Origin of the sequence: Streptomyces scabiei 87.22 (genome assembly GCF_000091305.1) — a bacterium.
Classification (GTDB): Bacteria; Actinomycetota; Actinomycetes; order Streptomycetales; family Streptomycetaceae; genus Streptomyces; species Streptomyces scabiei.
Genome location: NC_013929.1, coordinates 7,360,734 through 7,378,469, shown reverse-complemented (window position 1 = coordinate 7,378,469; position 17,736 = coordinate 7,360,734). Strand labels below are relative to the sequence as shown.

Annotated in this window: 17 protein-coding genes; 3 read left to right on the top strand and 14 right to left on the bottom strand. The window is 71.6% G+C overall.

The features are described from left to right. Nucleotides 1-10: 10 nt before the first annotated feature. The 12 genes from SCAB_RS31840 to SCAB_RS31790 form a co-directional block, all read right to left on the bottom strand. The gene (locus SCAB_RS31840; RefSeq protein ID WP_013004224.1) at nt 11-1,393 is read right to left on the bottom strand and encodes an alpha-amylase; all 1,383 of its coding nucleotides are present in this window, start codon (nt 1,391-1,393) and stop codon (nt 11-13) included. A gap of 226 nt (nt 1,394-1,619) precedes the next feature. Beyond that, nucleotides 1,620-2,492 (bottom strand): S8 family serine peptidase, encoded by an 873-nt coding sequence (locus SCAB_RS31835; protein WP_013004223.1) that lies wholly within the window; start codon nt 2,490-2,492, stop codon nt 1,620-1,622. Nucleotides 2,493-2,551: 59 nt separating this feature from the next. Next, nucleotides 2,552-2,797: a hypothetical protein gene (locus SCAB_RS31830; protein WP_041669894.1), complete on the bottom strand. Its 246-nt coding sequence runs from the start codon at nt 2,795-2,797 to the stop codon at nt 2,552-2,554. Further along, entirely contained in the window at nt 2,794-2,994 is a 201-nt protein-coding gene (locus SCAB_RS31825) for a hypothetical protein (protein WP_013004221.1), read from the bottom strand. Before SCAB_RS31825 ends, SCAB_RS31830 begins: the two co-directional genes overlap by 4 nt. Next, nucleotides 2,991-3,182: a hypothetical protein gene (locus tag SCAB_RS45405; RefSeq protein WP_013004220.1), complete on the bottom strand. Its 192-nt coding sequence runs from the start codon at nt 3,180-3,182 to the stop codon at nt 2,991-2,993. The genes SCAB_RS31825 and SCAB_RS45405 overlap by 4 nt, the downstream gene beginning before the upstream one ends. Nucleotides 3,183-3,188: 6 nt before the next feature. Continuing rightward, nucleotides 3,189-3,383, bottom strand: a complete 195-nt coding sequence (locus SCAB_RS31820; RefSeq protein ID WP_013004219.1) for a hypothetical protein — start codon at nt 3,381-3,383, stop codon at nt 3,189-3,191. 72 nt (nt 3,384-3,455) lie between these two features. Next, a complete protein-coding gene (locus SCAB_RS31815; RefSeq protein WP_013004218.1) occupies nt 3,456-4,439 on the bottom strand; it encodes a cyanobactin maturation protease PatG family protein in 984 nt (327 codons plus the stop codon). Nucleotides 4,440-4,531: 92 nt separating this feature from the next. Continuing rightward, nucleotides 4,532-4,789 carry a hypothetical protein gene (locus SCAB_RS31810; protein WP_013004217.1) on the bottom strand — a complete coding sequence of 86 codons (258 nt, stop codon included), beginning with the start codon at nt 4,787-4,789 and terminating at the stop codon, nt 4,532-4,534. 181 nt (nt 4,790-4,970) lie between these two features. Beyond that, nucleotides 4,971-6,653: a glycoside hydrolase family 13 protein gene (locus SCAB_RS31805; RefSeq protein WP_013004216.1), complete on the bottom strand. Its 1,683-nt coding sequence runs from the start codon at nt 6,651-6,653 to the stop codon at nt 4,971-4,973. A 204-nt stretch (nt 6,654-6,857) separates the two neighbouring features. After that, nucleotides 6,858-7,778, bottom strand: a complete 921-nt coding sequence (locus SCAB_RS31800) for a sugar ABC transporter permease (protein ID WP_013004215.1) — start codon at nt 7,776-7,778, stop codon at nt 6,858-6,860. A 13-nt stretch (nt 7,779-7,791) separates the two neighbouring features. After that, nucleotides 7,792-8,796, bottom strand: coding sequence for a carbohydrate ABC transporter permease (locus SCAB_RS31795; RefSeq protein WP_013004214.1), 1,005 nt, complete (start codon nt 8,794-8,796; stop codon nt 7,792-7,794). Between the two features lie 116 nt (nt 8,797-8,912). Next, complete coding sequence (locus SCAB_RS31790; RefSeq protein ID WP_013004213.1) at nt 8,913-10,184, bottom strand: extracellular solute-binding protein; 1,272 nt, start codon at nt 10,182-10,184, stop codon at nt 8,913-8,915. Nucleotides 10,185-10,673: 489 nt separating this feature from the next. On the opposite strand from SCAB_RS31790, the gene SCAB_RS31785 reads away from it, so the two are divergent. Together SCAB_RS31785 and SCAB_RS31780 are read left to right on the top strand one after the other, a co-directional pair. After that, nucleotides 10,674-11,708 (top strand): LacI family DNA-binding transcriptional regulator, encoded by a 1,035-nt coding sequence (locus SCAB_RS31785; protein ID WP_013004212.1) that lies wholly within the window; start codon nt 10,674-10,676, stop codon nt 11,706-11,708. Between the two features lie 132 nt (nt 11,709-11,840). Continuing rightward, on the top strand, nt 11,841-12,704 hold the full coding sequence (locus SCAB_RS31780; RefSeq protein WP_041671115.1) for a phosphatase PAP2 family protein: 864 nt from the start codon (nt 11,841-11,843) through the stop codon (nt 12,702-12,704). Here the strand turns inward: SCAB_RS31780 and SCAB_RS31775 are convergent. Continuing rightward, the gene (locus SCAB_RS31775) at nt 12,694-13,620 is read right to left on the bottom strand and encodes a LysR family transcriptional regulator (RefSeq protein ID WP_013004210.1); all 927 of its coding nucleotides are present in this window, start codon (nt 13,618-13,620) and stop codon (nt 12,694-12,696) included. The genes SCAB_RS31780 and SCAB_RS31775 overlap by 11 nt on opposite strands. 71 nt (nt 13,621-13,691) lie before the next feature. Here SCAB_RS31775 and SCAB_RS31770 point away from each other — a divergent pair, with 71 nt between their 5' ends. Further along, a complete protein-coding gene (locus tag SCAB_RS31770) occupies nt 13,692-14,618 on the top strand; it encodes a DMT family transporter (RefSeq protein WP_013004209.1) in 927 nt (308 codons plus the stop codon). A 105-nt stretch (nt 14,619-14,723) separates the two neighbouring features. Here SCAB_RS31770 and SCAB_RS31765 read toward each other — a convergent pair whose 3' ends face one another. Further along, a complete protein-coding gene (locus SCAB_RS31765) occupies nt 14,724-17,735 on the bottom strand; it encodes a bifunctional [glutamine synthetase] adenylyltransferase/[glutamine synthetase]-adenylyl-L-tyrosine phosphorylase (protein ID WP_013004208.1) in 3,012 nt (1,003 codons plus the stop codon). Nucleotide 17,736: the final 1 nt, after the last annotated feature.

The following is a 17,736-nucleotide window of genomic DNA, read 5'->3' as shown; positions in this document are numbered from 1 at the left end:
TACAAGCCGGTCAGCAGCTGCTCTTGCCCGCGTAGAGGGCGAGTGCCGTGTGGGCGCCGAGGGTCGCGGTGAACTGGCCGGAGCCGTTGACGGTGACCGTCGTGTTGTTCTGCACGTTGCAGTAGGTGCCTGCCGCGAGCGAGGTCCGGTAGGTGCGACTGAGGCCGCTCGACTCGTGGTTGATGGCCACGAAGCCCTTGCCGCCGCGCCCGAAGGCGATCGCGTCGCTCCCGTTGTCCCACCAGTCGGTGACGGCCTCACCGCGGGTGGCGTTGCGGAAGGCGACCATGCGCATGATCTCCGGCCAGGCGTGCTGGCACTTCCAGCCGTTCTGCCAGCAGGCGTCGACGCGGCCGTTGTCCGGCGGCCCGGCGTCGGTGGAGGAGAACTCGTAGCCGGAGTTGATGTCGGGCGCGCCGTACGGGTACGCCAGCATGAAGACGTTGGCGAGGGTGTAGGTGGCGTTGTCCTTGTAGCTGAGGGTGGAGCCGTTGCGCTCGGTGTCGTGGTTGTCGACGAAGACCCCGGCGACGGAGCTGTTCATGTAGCCCCAGCCCTCGCCGTAGTTCTTCAGGTAGGCGAGGTTCTCGTTGGTGAAGACCCGCTTGAGGTCGAAGGCGTAGCGGAACTCCTGGACGTCCCCGTTGCCGGTGTACTCGCCCGGCTGGACGGCCTCGCCGGAGCCGTGGATGGCCTCCTGCTTCCAGTACACGGAGGAGTTGGTCAGCCGCGACTTGATGTTGGCCAGGTCGGCGGCGGGGATGTGCTTCGCGGCGTCGATCCGGAAGCCGTCGACGCCGTACCCGAGCAGGCTGTTCATGTACCCGGCGATCGCCGACCTGACGTACTCCTCGCCGGTGTCCAGGTCGGCGAGGGTGACGAGTTCGCAGTTCTGGACGTTGGCACGGTTGGTGTAGTCGCTGATCGTGGCGGTGCAGTCGTCGAAGTCGAAGGAGGAGTACAGCCCGGGGTAGTCGTACTTCGTGTACGACGAGCCGCCGGTGCCGGTGCCGCTCCCGGCCGACATGTGGTTGACGACGGTGTCGACGACGACCTTGACGCCGGCCGCGTGGCACGTGTCGATCATGTTCTTGAAGGCGGTGGCGTCACCGAGCCGTCCGGCGATCCGGTAGCTGACGGGCTGGTACGACGTCCACCACTGCGCGCCCTGTATGTGCTCGGCGGGCGGCGAGACCTGCACGTATCCGTAGCCGTTCGGTCCGAGGGTGCTGGTGCACTCCCTGGCGACGGAGGCGAAGTTCCACTCGAACAGGACGGCGGTCACGTCCTTGGTCCCGGGCGGTGACGCGTACGCGCTTCCGGCAGGTGCCGTGAGGGCGATCGACGCGCCCGCCGCGAGGGCGAGCGCGCCGGACAGGGTTCTGCTGGTCATGTGTGGGGTCCTTCTCCGTTGAAGGGTCCGAAGGGCGGGGAGCGGAGGCCGTGAGGGGCCCGTGCGACAAGATCCCTTGCCGGTTCTTGCTGCAAGATGGCTGAAAACTTTCAGCCATCAGGAAGGTACGAGTCCACTTGACGCACGGTCAACCCTCCGGACACGTCTTCTTCACATGCCCGAAATCTCTTCACAGGGAGGGGTGTTGGGGCGGGACGGCCCCGTGTCACCGGCTCCGCACGCCACCGGGACCACGGAGTGCCCGGTACGCGGCCCACGCGTCCAGCAGCGGCGGGGTCACCGACCGCCGGGGGCCGGGGCCGTGGGTGACGGCGTAGCGCACGGCAGCGGGGGTGGCGTGCGGGAAGGCCGAGCGGAGCAGGGCGAAGGCGCCGGCGACGAAGGGCGCGGCGGCACTCGTGCCGCTCAGCAGGAAGGAGTGACCGTCGGGGCCCGGCCCGGGAATCCGGTCGCCGGGGGCACCGACTCCGTGGCGGCCGATGGACGCGGCCAGGTTGGACCGGGGCATCGGATGCCCGGCCCGGTCGTACGCGATGACCGGGACGGCCCACGGGTGGTCGGTGAGGACGGAGGAGCCCACGCGGCCCTGGTTCCCGGTGGCGACCACCAGGATCACCCCCCGGTCGGCGGCGCGGTCGAGGGCCGCCTGCAGCGCAGGGTCGCGGACACCGGACGGCGCGGGCTGGGCCATGCTGAGGTTCACGATGTGGGCGCCCGCGTCGACGATCTCCGTGAGCGCTCTGGCCAGTTCCCCGGTCCGCACACCGGAGAGACAGGTCGCGGGACCGTCGTCGGTGGGGTGGTCCGTGAAGAGGGGCCGGGACAGCAGGGTGCAGCCGGGGGCGACCCCGCCCTCGCCGGCGAGGATGCCCGCCACGGCGGTGCCGTGGGCGCAGCAGACGTCGGCGCGGCCGCACCGTCCCGGACCGGCGGCCGGGCCCAGTTCCCGGACGGCGTGGCCCGCGAACGCGGGGTGGTCCAGGGCGACACGGCCGTCGATCACCCCGACGACGACCGAGCGACTGCCCGGGGTGCGTGCCATGAGCGGCCGGAGGCCGACCAGGTCCACGGGGTCCATGGCACGCCCCTCTCCTCCGGGCCGCTCGACGGCACGACGGTCCGTCCGGTCCACCCGGTCTACCTGGTCACGGGCTCGGGCTCGAGTGGGAGGCAGGCCGTGAGGCAGTCCTCCGCGCAGCGGTTCAGGCAGTCGCCCGCCTCGTAGGGCGGTACGTCCCGGCACGCGTCGGCACAGAGGTTGGAACACAACGTGGCGCAGTGCGTGTCGAGTTGGGCGTACAACCGGTCACCGGCCCCGCCGTCCCGCCGGAGGGGCGGAACGGGCGGGACGGGGGCCGCGGCGATGAACCCGGGGAGGGTCATGGCGTACCTCCCCACCACGCCGGGTCCCGGCACCGGTCCGCCAGGCAGGCGGCGTAGCACGCGTCGGCGTCGTCGTACCCTTCGCAGCGCGACCTGCAGTCCGGTCCCTCGACGCGCTCGCAGGTGATCTCCTGCGGGTGCAGGAGATCACCCGGGCCGGCGGAGGCGGAGTCCCGCGCGAATCCGGGGACGGTCATGACCATTCCCAGGAGCCGGAGCAGCGCTCCTCGATGCACTCGCGCCGGCAGGCGGCGGGATTCCAGGAATGCGCGCACTGGGTCGAGCACGGCGGGCCCTGCTCCTCCTCGCAGGTGATGTGCTGGGGGACGACCCGGTCACCAGCCGTCACGCGGGCCGGTGATCCGGTGAATCCGGGCAGACTCATCGCGGTTCACCACTTTCCCTCGTCGCACAGCCTCGCCAGGCACTGCCGTACGCACGCGGCGGGGTGGTGGGAGTTCCGGCACTGGTGGCGGCAGACCGGCCTCAGCTCCTCCTCGCACGTGAACTGCTGGGCAACGAGCAGATCACCGGCGTTCGCTCCGTGTGCCGCCGTCGGCTCGACGGCGAATCCGGGGATACGCATGTCCGTTCGCCTCTTCTCCCTCTCGTGTGCGTCGTGTTCGTCTCTTCGTCGTCGCTGTCGGGGGCCCGTCGCTCAGCGGTCGTAGTACGGCTGGACCGGGGTCACCCGGTAGGGGAACAGCCCGGAGACGCCGACCCGGACGAACAGCTTCTCGGTGACGTTGGTCCGGCGGTGTGCGTAGGAGAGGATGACCGTGACGACGCTCTCGGACCCGACACTGAGCCGGGAGGGCACCGCTTCCACCTCGGACAGGGTGTAGCCCTCGGCGCGCAGTTCACTGGTCCTCCGGTAGATCTCCTGCTCCCGCACCGTCAGGTAGTTGAGGGCCCGGTGGGTCGGGTCGAGCCCGGCGTTGTTGTTGAGCTGGAGCACCCGGTCGAGCACCTCTCTGGCGGTCCTCTGGAACTCCTTGCGGGACGTGTCCTCGGGGCGGTCGATCGCCTCCAGCAGCTCCCTGCTGTCGAACGCCCAGATCTTCTCGACGCCGACGACCGGGAGGGAGAGTCCCTGGCACGCGCCCGGCGGCACGAGCGGGCCGAGCGTGCCGACGACCACGGCGAGGTCGCGGCAGTCCCGTACCGGACGCAGGGCGTCCACCAGGCCGTCCAGGCCCGCGGGTTCGACGGGTTCCACCACGTAGGTGTCGACGCCCTGGACGGACAGGACGTAGCACATCTGGCGGGCGAGGTAGCGGTTCTCCGGAGCGGAAAGGACCCGGTACAGCGTGTCGGCGTCGGTGGCGTCACGGCTTCCGCCGGCATCCGCCACCAGCGAGAACTCCTCCTTGACGGAGCGATCGGGAAACACGGCGTGCACGCGTCCGAGGACGTAGACGTACGCGGGGCCGGTGTCGCCGTGACCGGTCCCCCCACCCGGGTGGGAACCCGCCTCGGCACAGCCGCAACAGGCCTGCGTGACGCGGGACTCGCCGGCCACGGGACGGGCGTCGTCCGGTTCGTACACCGGGACCGGGGCGGGAGCCGGGGACGCCGGTCGTGGCCCGGTCTCCGGCGGAGGACTCGTGTCGGTGACGCCGTCGGTGGTCTCGGGGTCCATGGGTCACTCCTCACGCACGCTTCGTCGGGCTCCCGGCCCGGAGCGGTCGAGCACCGGGCATCCTGCGTCGTGCACGCGCCTCGCGCGGTGCTTCAGCGTTCTCGCCGGCCTTCGACGGTCATCCACCGGTTCAGGGCCGCGGCCCTGCGCGCGCAGCCGCCGCAGGGCCGGATCCCCACGGCCGCGGTCGCGCGGGCGACGGCGTCGCCCAGCCCGATGTCCCCGTCCGCAGGGGCGAAGCCGGGGATACGGACCCGGTGGGGGGACCGGCGGGGACGGGACGGCTCGTGCGCGTCGCGGGCCACGGGCTCCTCGGCCGGGTCCCGACCGCTCGTTGTACCGTCAACCATCTAGCTCACATCCCGGTGTTGGCCGATCGCCCCGTCGCCCCCACCTCCTTCCACTGTCCTCCAGGGGCACACGGGACGCACCCGGACGGCGGACGCGGCAGGGCCCGCCGCCCCGGGTGCGGGGCGGCGGGCCCTGGTGACCGGCCGCGGGTACGCCCGCGGCCGCCGTGGTCCGGCCGGTTCAGCCGGTGGTCCACCAGACCGTCGTGTCGGCCGGCAGCTTCGCCTCGTCCCCGGCCACGGCCACCTCGGCGGTGGCGAGCAGGACACGGCCGTACGCGGGGACCGTGACCGCCTCGCCCGTGGTGTTCGCGACACACACGAAGTCGCCCCGGCGGAAGGCCAGGACGCCCTCGGGCGCCTTCAGCCACTCCACCGAGTCGCCCGCGCCGAGACCGGACTCCCGCCGGCGGACGGACAGGGCGGTGCGGTACAGCTCCAGGGTCGAGTCCGCCGCGCCGGTCTGGGCCTCGATGCTGAGGTCGCCCCACTCGGCGGGCTGCGGGAGCCAGGAGCCGCCGTCGCCGAAGCCGTACGACGAGCCGTTCCGGGTCCACGGGATGGGGACGCGGCAGCCGTCGCGGAAGCCGTCCTGGCCGGCGCCCCGGAAGTACGCCGGGTCCTGGCGGACCTCGTCCGGCAGGTCGACGACGTCGGGCAGACCCAGTTCCTCGCCCTGGTAGACGTAGGCCGAGCCGGGGAGCGCCAGCATCAGCAGCGAGGCGGCGCGGGCCCGGCGCAGGCCCAGCGCGCGGTCGCCCGCGAGCCGGATCTGCGTCCCGAGGCCCGGTTCGTTGGCGAAGCGGGTCGTGTGGCGGGTCACGTCGTGGTTGGACAGGACCCAGGTGGCGGGGGCGTTCACGGGGCGCATCGCGTCCAGGGTGCGGTCGATGACGGTCTTCAGCTCCGCCGCGTCCCAGTAGGTCGCCAGGTACTGGAAGTTGAACGCCTGGTGGAGCTCGTCCGGGCGGACGTAGTTCGCGGTGCGTTCGACCGTGGGGGTCCATGCCTCCGCCACGAAGATGCGCTCCCCGGCGTACTCGTCCAGCACCAGGCGCCACTCGCGGTAGATCGCGTGGACGCCGTCCTGGTCGAAGAACGGCATGACATCGTTGCCCAGCAGTTTCAGCTGGTCGTGGGCGCCGAGGTCGGGGAGACCGGCGGCCTTCACCAGGCCGTGGGCCACGTCGACACGGAAGCCGTCCACGCCCATGTCGAGCCAGAAACGCAGCACCGAGCGGAACTCGTCGCCGACCGCCGGGTGGTCCCAGTTGAAGTCGGGCTGCTCCGGGGCGAACAGGTGCAGGTACCAGGCACCCGGCGTGCCGTCCGGCTCCGTCACCCGGGTCCACGCCGGGCCGCCGAAGATGGACTCCCAGTCGTTCGGGGGGAGTTCACCGGAGACGCCCTTGCCCTCACGGAAGTGGTAGCGGTCGCGCAGCGGCGAGCCCGGCCCCTCGGCGATGGCCCGCCTGAACCACTCGTGCTGGTCGGAGGAGTGGTTGGGGACCAGGTCGACGATGATGCGCAGCCCCAGGTCGTGGGCGTCGCGGATCAGGGCGTCCGCGTCCAGCAGGGACCCGAACATCGGGTCCACCGCGCGGTAGTCGGCCACGTCGTAGCCGGCGTCGGCCTGGGGGGAGGCGTAGAAGGGGCTGAGCCACACGGCGTCGATACCCAGGTCGCGCAGGTACGGCAGCCGGGAGCGTACGCCCTCCAGGTCGCCCATGCCGTCACCGTTGCTGTCGGCGAAGCTGCGCGGATAGACCTGGTAGATCACCGCGTCGCGCCACCAGTCGCTGCGCGGGGCGGTGGCGACGTCGGAGGTCGGGGCCTGGTCGGCGGTGGAGTGCTGCTGGCTCATGGCGTCCTTGCTACGTAACGGGGTCATCGGTTCGGAAGATCAGAAGCAGCTGTGGGGACGGGGGACAGAGGCGGCCACGGTGCCGGCGGGGTCGGATGGACACCGTGGCCGCCACCCGCGCCCCGAAGGGGCGCGGGGAACTGCGCGACCAGCTACGACGAGAGCCGCAGACGAACGACGGCCCCTCGCGGCGAGACCGGGCGGTCACCCCTTCGTGCCGCCCGCGGTCAGGCCGGTCACCAGGTTCTTCTGGACGAGGTAGAAGAACGCGGAGACGGGGATCGCGACCAGGACCGCGGTGGCGGCCATCAGGTTGCGCTGGGCGTCGTGTTCGCTGACGAAGCTCTGCAGGCCGACGGCGAAGGTGTACTTCGTGTCGGACAGCATGAACGTCGAGGCGAAGGCGACCTCCCCGAACGCCGTGATGAAGCTGTAGAAGGCGGCGACCGCGAGGCCCGGCTTGGCGAGCGGCAGGATCAGCCGCGCGAACGTGCCGAAGGGGCTCAGCCCGTCGACGCGTCCGGCCTCGTCGATCTCGAACGGGATCGTGTCGAAGTAGCCCTTGAGCAGCCAGGCGCAGTACGGCACGGCGGTCGAGCAGTAGACGAGAACGAGGCCGAGGTAGCTGTCGATGAGCTTCAGTTCGGAGAGGATCTCGTACATCGGCACCATCAGCACGGCCACCGGGAACATCTGCGTGACCAGGAGTACCCACATGAACTTCCGGTAGCCCGGGAAGCGCATGCGGGAGACGGCATAGCCCGTGGTCGCCGCGATCAGCACCCCGATGACGGTGGTGCCGAGCGAGACGACGAGGGTGCTGACGAGCCAGTCGAAGAACGGTGTCTCCTGGAGCACGTACGAATAGTTGGCGAACGTCATTTTGCCGAAGATGCGCCCGGGATGCAGGTAATCGTCCTTGTCCGGGCCGAGGGACAGGAAGACCAGCCAGGCGATCGGGAACAGCGCGGCCAGGCTCGCCAGGACGAGGATCGTGTGGGAGGCGAGGGCGCCGGCGGGGCTGTTCTCACCGCGGCGGCGGGTGCGGCGCGCGGGCGCGTTCCCGGCGGCCCGCGCCGACGGGGAGTCCGCGTGAGCCTCGGTGGTGACGGTCGTGGTGCTCATGGGGGCTCCTGCCTCAGATCGCGAGCTGCTGCTCATCGCGGTTCAGCCAGCGGCGGTAGACGGAGGTGAAGACGATCAGGATGGCCAGCAGCAGGATGCCGTAGGCCGCCGACTGCGCGAAGTCACGCGGCTGCTGCCCGAAGCCGAGGTAGTAGGCCCAGGTCACGAGGATCTGTGCCTCGGGCGCGGTGTCGCCGAACAGCAGGAAGATGACGGCGAACTGGTTGAACGTCCAGATGACGCCGAGGAGGACGACGGTGGAGCTGACGGAGCGCAGGCCCGGCAGGGTGACATGGCGGAAGCGCTGCCAGGCGCTCGCGCCGTCCATCTCGGCGGCCTCGTACAGGGTCGAGTCGATGGACTGCAGTCCGCCGAGCAGCGAGACCATCATGAACGGCACACCGCACCAGGTGTTGACCATGATCGCGGCGAACCGCTGCCAGAAGGTGTCCTCCAGCCACAGCGGCGCCGGCAGGTGCAGTGCTTCGAGGCCGGCGTTGATGACACCGCCGTCGGCGAGCATGAACCGCCAGCCGAACACGGTGACGAAGGTGGGGACGGCCCACGGCAGGACCAGGATCAGCCGGTAGAAGGTGCGGCCGCGCAGCTTCTGGTCGAGCAGCAGCGCGAGGCCGAGTCCGATGACGTAGTGCAGGGCGACGCAGAGGGCCGTCCAGACGATCGTCCAGACGAAGTGCGACCAGAAACGGTCGTACGACGTCGGGCCCCACAGGATGTCGGCGTAGTTGTCGAGGCCGATGAACTCGTAGGTGGCCTCGATGTGGTTGGCGCCGATCGTGCGCGCCGAGTTGAGGCTGTTGGCGTTGGTGAGGGTGAGGTAGAACCCGCGGACCAGCGGGTACAGCACCAGGACGCCGAGCACGACGACCACCGGGGCGATCATCGCGTACGCGTACCAGTACCGCTGGTACGACTGCCTCAGACGCGTCAGCCGGCCGGGGCGCCCGCCCGGTTCACCTCGGCGCTTGCCGGTCGCGCGGTCGATGGCGACTGTCATCGTTCGACACCTTCTGGAAGATCACGGAGAGAGCGGGGAGACGGCGGGGAGGTACGGGCCGGTGACCGCCGCGTCCGTCCCCCGGGGAACGAGTCGGACGCGGCGGTCACACGGGGTCACTTGCTGTAGTCCGGGACCAGCTTGGCGATCGCGGTCTCCGCGTTGCCGAGGCCCTTGTCGAGGGACTCCTTGCCGCCGGCGATCGCGAGCAGCTCGGTGTCGAGCGGGCCCCACAGGGAGCTGTACTCGGGCAGCTCGGGGCGCGGCCGGGCGGCGGCAAGCACCGTCTGGTAGCCGGCGATGCCGGGGTCGGCCTTCACCTCGGCGGTGTAGGCGTCGTCGCGCGTGGGCAGCGTGGAGTTCTTCAGGGCGATGGTCTCCTGGGACTTCGCCGAGGTCATGAACTCGATGAACTTCAGCGACGCCTCCTGGTGCGCCTTGTCGGAGCCGGCGTACACGGAGAGGTTGTGGCCGCCGGTGGGGGCGCCCGCCTTGCCGCTGGTGCCGGCCGGGACGGTGGCGATGCCGAGGTTGGCCTTGTCCTTGAACGCCGAACCCTTGTAGAAGTTGGTGATCTCCCACGGGCCCTGGACGATCGAGGCGACCTTGCCGTTGACGAAGGCGTCCTGGATGTGGGCGTAGGCGTCGGCGGTGGTGTCCGCCTTGTGCAGGCCCTTGCCGTCGAAGAGGCCGAGCCAGGTGCCGTACGCCTTCTTGGCCTCGGGGGAGTTGACGGTGATCTTCTTGGCGGGGACGTCGACGGTGTCGGTGCCGTCGCCGTAGAGGAAGGACTGGGCGTAGTACGCCTGGGTGGAGCCCCAGTAGCCGTCGACGCCCGTCTTGCCCTTGATCGTGGCGGCGGCCTTCTTCAGGTCGTCCCAGGTCCGGGGGGCCTCGGTGAGGCCGGCCTTCTCGAAGAGCTGCTTGTTGTAGACCAGCGCGAGGGTGTCGGTGACGAACGGGACGCCGTAGGTCTTGCCGTCGTACTGGGCCTGCTTGATCAGGCTGGGCTGGAACTTGTCCTGGTCCTTGAGGGCCTCGGTGCCGTCCAGGGGCAGGAAGAAGCCCTTCTTGGCGAAGGCGGGGGTCCAGCCGACCTCGGAGCGCAGGATGTCCGGGGCGCCGGTGGCACCGGCGGCGGTGTCGAACTTGTTCTGCGCCTGGTCGAAGGGCACGTTGACGTACTTGACCTTGATGTCCTTGTGGGCGGCCTCGAACTCCTTGACGAGGGCCTTGTACGTCGGCGCCTCGTTCGTGGCGTTGGACGTGTCCCACCAGGTGAGGGTGACCGGACCGCCGGCCGAGTCGCCGCTGTCGCTTCCGCCGCAGGCCGTCGCCGTGAGGGCGATCGACGCCGCCAGCGCGGTGGCCGCTATGCCACGCCGCATGAGATCTCCTTGAGGGTGAAAGCCCGTGTGCCGGGAGGGAGGGCCCCGTCTGCCGTCCCCGCCGAGTGCCGGCGCGCCGTTGCCGCCGCCGGGCGTGGCCGAACGTAACAGCGATGTAAGCCGGACGAAAGACCTTGCTGCAAAAAAATGCAAGAACCGGTGACGGTTACCCCGTCGTGACCTGCCGCTGATCCCCACGAAACCCTGCATCCGGGCCGATCAGCGGAGTCCGGGGCGGCCATGAAAGACTCTGCAAGCTCTTGCCACGACACGCGCGCAAGGGCAATCATCACTTTCGTCAGCGCCCTGCGCGCGCGGGCCGTGGGCGGCGGCAGCCACCCCGCTCCCGCGCGAGGGCGCCCCCACGGACACCGACCAGAATCACGAGGGACCGCGATGACGCAGCAGCCCGCGGCGGGCCGCACCCCCGCCCGCACCCGACGCCGGGCCGGTGGGCAAGCGCAGGCCCGGCCGGTACAGTCCCCTGCTGTGACCACACGGCTTGCCGACATCGCAGCCCAGGCGGGGGTCAGTGAGGCGACTGTCAGCCGCGTCCTGAACGGGAAGCCGGGCGTCGCCGCGACCACTCGCCAGTCCGTTCTCGCCGCCCTCGACGTGCTGGGCTACGAGCGGCCGGTCCGGCTGCGCCAGCGCAGCGCGGGGCTGGTGGGCCTCATCACCCCGGAGCTGGAGAACCCCATATTCCCGGCCCTGGCCCAGGTCATCGGCCAGGCGCTGACCCGGCAGGGCTACACCCCCGTCCTCGCCACCCAGACCCCCGGCGGCTCGACCGAGGACGAGCTGACCGAGATGCTCGTCGACCGCGGGGTCGCCGGCATCATCTTCGTCTCCGGTCTGCACGCGGACACCTCGGCCGACATGCAGCGCTACGAGCAACTGCGGGCCCAGGGCGTGCCGTTCGTCCTCGTGGACGGTTTCTCGCCGAAGGTGCAGGCCCCCTTCATCTCGCCGGACGACCGGGCGGCCATGTCCCTCGCGGTGACGCATCTGGTGTCGCTGGGGCACACCCGGATAGGGCTGGCCCTCGGGCCGAAGCGTTTCGTGCCGGTGCAGCGCAAGATCGAGGGTTTCGTCCGCACGATGCAGGACCAGCTGGGGCTGGCGGCCGCGGCGGTCGAGACGGAGCTGGTCCAGCACTCCCTGTACACCCTGGAGGGCGGCCAGGCCGCGGCCCTCGCGCTCATCGACCGGGGCTGCACGGCGGTGGTGTGCGCGAGCGACATGATGGCGCTCGGCGCGATCCGAGCGGCCCGGCAGCGCGGCCTCCAGGTGCCGCAGGACGTCTCGGTCGTCGGCTTCGACGACTCCCCCCTGATCGCCTTCACCGATCCCCCGCTGACGACCGTCCGCAAGCCGGTCCCGGCGATGGGGCAGGCGGCGGTGCGCACGTTGCTGGAGGAGATCGGCGGGACCCCGGCACCGCACAGTGAGTTCGTGTTCATGCCGGAACTGGTGGTGCGGGGATCGACCGCTTCGGCCCCTGGGGACCGGAGTCGTCCCTAGGACGGAGAAGACGGGGGTGGGCGCCATACGTACGGAGGACAGGTATCTCCGCAGTACCCCGACGAACGTGCGTGATGAACCCGACCAGAGGATGATCGGTGGGGTACCGCTTATCTGGCAGACTCTGTGCCCATGGGTGAGGCGACCGTGACGACACTGGAGGAAGGCCGGGAGCAGGCCGCTCCGCGGTCCGTCACGGACGCGCCGGAGCGGGGGTTCCTGCACCGGCTGAGGGCTCCGCGCCGCCCGCGTCTGTGGTTCGAGATCCTGCTGATCGCCGTGAGTTACTGGACGTACTCACTGATCCGCAACGCGGTCCCCGAGCAGAAGGCGCAGGCCCTCGCGAACGCCGACTGGATCTGGAAGGTGGAGAACCACCTCGGGATCGCGGTCGAGGAGACGATCAACCACTCCGTGAACTCGGTGACATGGCTGATCGTCGGCATGAACTACTACTACGCGACCCTGCACTTCGTCGTCACGCTCGGTGTCCTCACGTGGATCTACCGTAGTCATCCGGGCCGCTACGCGGCGACCCGTCTGGTCCTGTTCGCCACCACCGCCGTGGCCCTGGTCGGCTACTACTTCTACCCGCTGGCCCCGCCCCGGCTGATGACCGGCGAGCACTTCATCGACACGGTCGTCGTCCACCAGACCTGGGGTTCGATGGCCTCGGGCGACCTGAAGAACATGTCGAACCAGTACGCCGCGATGCCGTCGATGCACATCGGCTGGTCGCTGTGGTGCGGGCTGACGATCTTCGCGCTGGCGTCGGTGCCGTGGGTGCGGGTGCTGGGCCTGCTCTACCCCACGCTGACGCTCGTCGTGATCGTCGCCACCGCCAACCACTTCTGGCTGGACGCGGTCGGCGGCATGCTGTGCCTCGCCTTCGGCTACGCGGTGGCCCGCGTCTGGTACGGGTCGCTGCCGTACGCGCTGCCGCGCCGGGTCGCGGCGGAGGCCGGGGAGAGGGACCCCGCCCCGCTCAAGGCGTAGCGCCGGGTGCCGTGCCGCGCGGGCCCAGGGCGTCGGCGGCCTCCCGCAGCGCCCTCACGAACGTGGTCAGGGCCCGCTGCGGCGGAGCCGTCTCGCGTACGGCCACGTGGAGGGAGCGCCGGGGTTCCGGGCCGGTGAGGCGGCGGACGACGACGCCCGGGTGGGTGGTGCCGAGACCGAGGCCGGGGACCAGGCCGACGCCCAGTCCGGCGGCGACGAAACCCTGCGCGGTCGTGTAGTCCTCGCTCTCGACGGCGAACCGGGGCCGGAAACCGGCCTCGGCGCACGCCTCCAGCTGCGCGTCCAGACACGACCCCGGCCACTCGCTGCCGACCCACGGTTCGTCGGCGAGGTCGGACAGCGCCAGGCCGGCCCGGCCGGCGAGGGGGTGCGCGGCGGGCAGGACGGCGAAGTAGGTGTCGTCGAGCAGGTGCAGCAGCCGTACGCCGTCGGGGGCGGCGCCGCGCGGCCGTACGACGAGGGCGAGGTCGGCCGCGCCCTCCTTGACGGCCGGGAGCGGGTCGTCGGGGTCGATGAGCCGCAGCTCGATCCGGACGCCGGGGTGCTCGGCGCGCAGCCGGGCGACGGCGGGGGCGACCAGGGCGGCGCCGGCGGTGGCGAAGTACCGCACGGCCAGCCGTCCCGTGCGCCCCGCCCGCAGGTCGGCCAGCGCGGTCTCCGCCTCCGCGACCTGCCGGCCGATCGTGTCGGCGTACCCGGTGAGCAGCAGCCCGGCCGCCGTGGGCCGCACGCCGCGTCCGACCCGCTCCAGCAGCGCGGTCCCGGCCTCCTTCTCCAGGGCCGCCACCTGCTGGCTGATCGCGGAGGGGGTGTACCCGAGGGCGGTCGCGGCGGCCGTCACCGAGCCGCTGGTCACCACGGTCCTGAGCACCTGCATCCGACGCACATCAAGCATGTAGACCAGCTTAAAGGTATGTGCGTCATTCTTCGCTTGTCCTTACGTGTCCGCCGTTCGATGGTGGGCGCATGCCTCTCGCGTCCACACTCCGCACGGCCTTGCTCGCCCTGCTCTGGGGTTCCGGCTTCCTCTGGATCAAACTCGCCCTCGACCACGGGCTGTCCCCGCTGGCGATCACCGTGGTGCGCTGTGCGCTGGGCGCGGGGGTCCTGCTCGTCCTCGCCCTCGTCACGCGTCAGCGCCTCCCCCGTGACCGGCGGACCTGGGGGCACCTGGCGGTGGCGGCCTTCTTCTGCAACGCCCTGCCGTTCGCCCTGTTCGGCATCGGCGAGCAGAGCGTCGACTCGGGCACGGCGGGTGTCCTGAACGCGACGACCCCGCTGTGGGCGCTGCTGCTCGGTCTCCTCCTCGGCACCGACCGACCCCTCTCCCCCGCCCGCCTCAGCGGACTGCTGCTCGGCTTCACGGGAGTCCTGCTGATCTTCGCGCCCTGGCAGCGTGCGGGGCTGATGTCCCAGGGCGCGCTCGCCCTGCTCGGGGCGGCCCTCAGCTACGCGGTGGCCTTCGCGTACATGGGCCGCCGTCTGACGGGCCGCGACGCCCCGCTGGCGGTGTCCGCCGCGCAGCTCCTCGCCGCGACGGGGTGGGCCGCCCTGGCCCTGCCCGCGGGCGGTCCGGGTACGGCGGGGGTGGACGCGACCGCCGTGGTCGCGGTCGTCGTCCTGGGTGTCTTCGGCACGGGCGCGACCTTCTATCTCAACTACCGCCTGATCGAGGACGAGGGCGCCACGAGCGCGGCCACGGTCGGCTATCTGCTGCCTGTGGTGTCGGTCACGCTGGGCGCGCTGTTCCTCGACGAGCGGGTCGGGGTGCGGGTGGTCGTGGGGATGGGGGTCGTGCTGGTGGGGGTGGCGCTGACGCGGGTGCGGCGGGAGCCGGGCCGTACGTGGCTCGGGCGGACGCCGATCCCCGCCGACGAGGCGGTGCGGGGCTGAGGGGTGCGTGGTGGGGTGCGGGTCCGGTGGGGCTTATCGCGCAGTTCCCACCGGACCCGCACCCCACCACACCCACCGACTCCCCTCGCCCGGCCCGCCGAAGGGTCATCCCCCGTAGAACAGCTCCTCCACCACGCCCCGAGCGCGTCGGGTGATCCGGCGGTAGTCGTCGAGCATGTCGCCCACGTGGCCGGGGCCGTAGCCCAGGTAGCGGCCCACGGCGCCGAGTTCGCGGCCGTCGGAGGGGAAGGTGTCGCCCGCCCGGCCCCGGACGAGCATGACGGCGTTGCGGACGCGGGTGGCCAGCACCCATGCCTCGTCCAGGGTCGCCGCGTCCTCGGCGCTCACCAGGCCGGCCGCGAGCGCGGCGGCCAGGGCGTCGCGGGTGCGGGTCGTGCGCAGGGCCGGCTCGCCGCGTGCGTGCCGGAGCTGGAGGAGCTGGACGGTCCACTCCACGTCGGACAGACCGCCGCGGCCGAGCTTGGTGTGCAGGGTCGGATCGGCGCCGCGCGGCAGCCGCTCCGACTCCATCCGGGCCTTCAGACGCCGGATCTCGCGCACCGCGTCGTCGCCGAGTCCGGCCGCCGGATAGCGCAGCGGATCGACGAGTTCGACGAAACGGCGGCCCAACTCCTCGTCACCGGTCACGGGTTCGGCGCGCAGCAGGGCCTGCGACTCCCAGACCAGCGACCAGCGGCGGTAGTACGCCTCGTACGACTTCAACGTCCGTACGACGGGGCCGGACTTGCCCTCGGGCCGGAGGTCCGCGTCGATGAGGAGGGGCGGGTCGGCGCTGGGGATCTGGAGCAGACGCCGCATCTCGGCGACGACCGCGTTCGCGGCGCGGGCCGCCTCCTGCTCGTCGACGCCCTCGCGCGGCTCGTGGACGAACAGGACGTCGGCGTCGGAGCCGTAGCCCAGTTCATGGCCGCCGAACCGGCCCATGCCGATGACGGCGAAGCGGGTGGGGAGGGTGTCGCCCCAGCGGTCGCGGACCACGGCCCGCAGGGTGCCCGCCAGGGTGGCGGCGTTGAGGTCGGAGACCGCGCCTCCGACGAGGTCCACCAGGGCGCCCTGGTCGGCGGTGGCCGGGGTCTCCTCGGTGCCGTAGGAGGCGACGATGTCCCTGGCCGCCGTACGGAAGAGTTCGCGGCGGCGGACCCCGCGCGCGGCCGTGACCGCCTGCTGGGCGCCGTCGGCGCGGTTCACGGCGGCGAGGATCTCCTGCTCCAGGTGGGCGCGCGTACGGGGTTCGAGCCCGCCGGCGCCACCCGCGGCCCCGTCCCCGTCGCCGAGCAGGGAGACGGCCTCGGGGGCGCGCATCAGCAGGTCGGGGGCGAGACGGCCGGCGGAGAGCACCCGGGCCAGGTTCTCGGCGGCCGCCCCCTCGTCGCGCAGCAGCCGCAGATACCAGGGCGTCTTGCCGAGCGCGTCCGAGACCTTGCGGAAGTTGAGGAGCCCGGCGTCCGGGTCGGCGGAGTCGGCGAACCAGCCCAGCAGGACCGGCAGCAGCGTGCGCTGGATGGCCGCCTTGCGGGAGACGCCGGAGGCCAGGGCCTCCAGATGGCGCAGGGCGGCCGCCGGGTCCGCGTACCCGAGGGCGACCAGCCGCTCGCGTGCCGCGTCGGCGCTCAACCGGGTCTCGCCGGGGGCGAGTTGGGCGACGGCGTCGAGGAGCGGACGGTAGAAGAGCTTCTCGTGCAGCCGGCGGACGACGGCCGCGTGGCGCCGCCACTCCCGGTTCAGCTCCACGACCGGATCGGTGCGCAGGCCGAGCGAACGGCCGATGCGCCGCAGGTCCTCCTCGTCCTCGGGGACGAGATGGGTACGGCGCAGCCGGTAGAGCTGGATGCGGTGTTCCATGGACCGCAGGAAGCGGTAGGCGTCGTCGAGCTGGGCCGCGTCGGCCCGTCCCACATAGCCGCCGGTCGCCAGCGCCCCCAGCGCGTCGAGCGTGGTCCCGCTGCGCAGCGAGGTGTCGCCCCGCCCGTGCACGAGCTGGAGCAGCTGGACGGCGAACTCGACGTCCCGCAGACCCCCCGGCCCGAGTTTGAGCTGCCGGTCGACCTCGGCGGCCGGGATGTTCTCGACGACCCGGCGGCGCATGCGCTGCACGTCGGCGACGAAGTTGTCCCGCTCGGCGGCCTGCCAGACCAGCGGCTGGAGCGCGCTGACGTACTCCTCGCCCAGTTCCAGGTCCCCCGCGACCGGCCGGGCCTTGAGCAGCGCCTGGAACTCCCAGGTCTTCGCCCAGCGTTGGTAGTACGCGAGATGGCTGCTCAGCGTGCGGACGAGCGGCCCGTTGCGGCCCTCGGGCCGGAGATTGGCGTCGACGGGCCAGATGCTGCCCTCGACGGTCGTCTCCGAGCAGATCCGCATCATGTGCGAGGCGAGGCGGGTGGCGGCACGGACCGCCTGCTGCTCGTCGGCGCCGTCCGCGGTCTCGCCCACGAAGATGACGTCGACGTCGGAGACGTAGTTCAGTTCGTGGCCGCCGCACTTGCCCATCGCGATCACCGCGAGCCGGCACAGCGCCGCGTCCTCCGGCGCGGCGGCGCGCGCGATCCCGAGGGCGGCGCGCAGGGTGGCGGTGGCGAGGTCGGCGAGTTCGGCGGCGGTCTGGGCGAGGTCCGTCGTGCCGCAGACGTCACGGGCGGCGATGGAGAGCAGACAGCGGCGGTAGGCCACCCGCAGCGAGACCGGGTCGGTGGCCTCGGCGAGCCCCTGTTCGAACTCCGCGACACCCGGATGCAGATCCTGCGCCTCGTACGTCACGAGCGCCTGCCAGTCCTGCGCGTGCCGGGCCAGATGGTCGCCGAGCGCGGCGGACGCGCCGAGCACCCCCAGCAGCCGGTCCCGCAGCGGCTTGGCCGCTATCAGGGTGTCCAGCACCGCCTGCCGCGCCGTACGGTCCGGCTGCGCCTCCAGCAGCCGGACGAGGCCCAGCAGCGCGAGGTTCGGGTCGGCGGTCGCCCCCAGCGCGTCCAGCAGCACCGGGTCGTTGCGTACGGCGGTCAGTTCCTCGCTCTCCAGCAGCCGCTCGGCGGCGCTCGGATCGGTGAACCCGTGCCGCAGCAGTCGCGTGAACGTGCTGCTCCTGCGCCCCGGCGCCGTCATC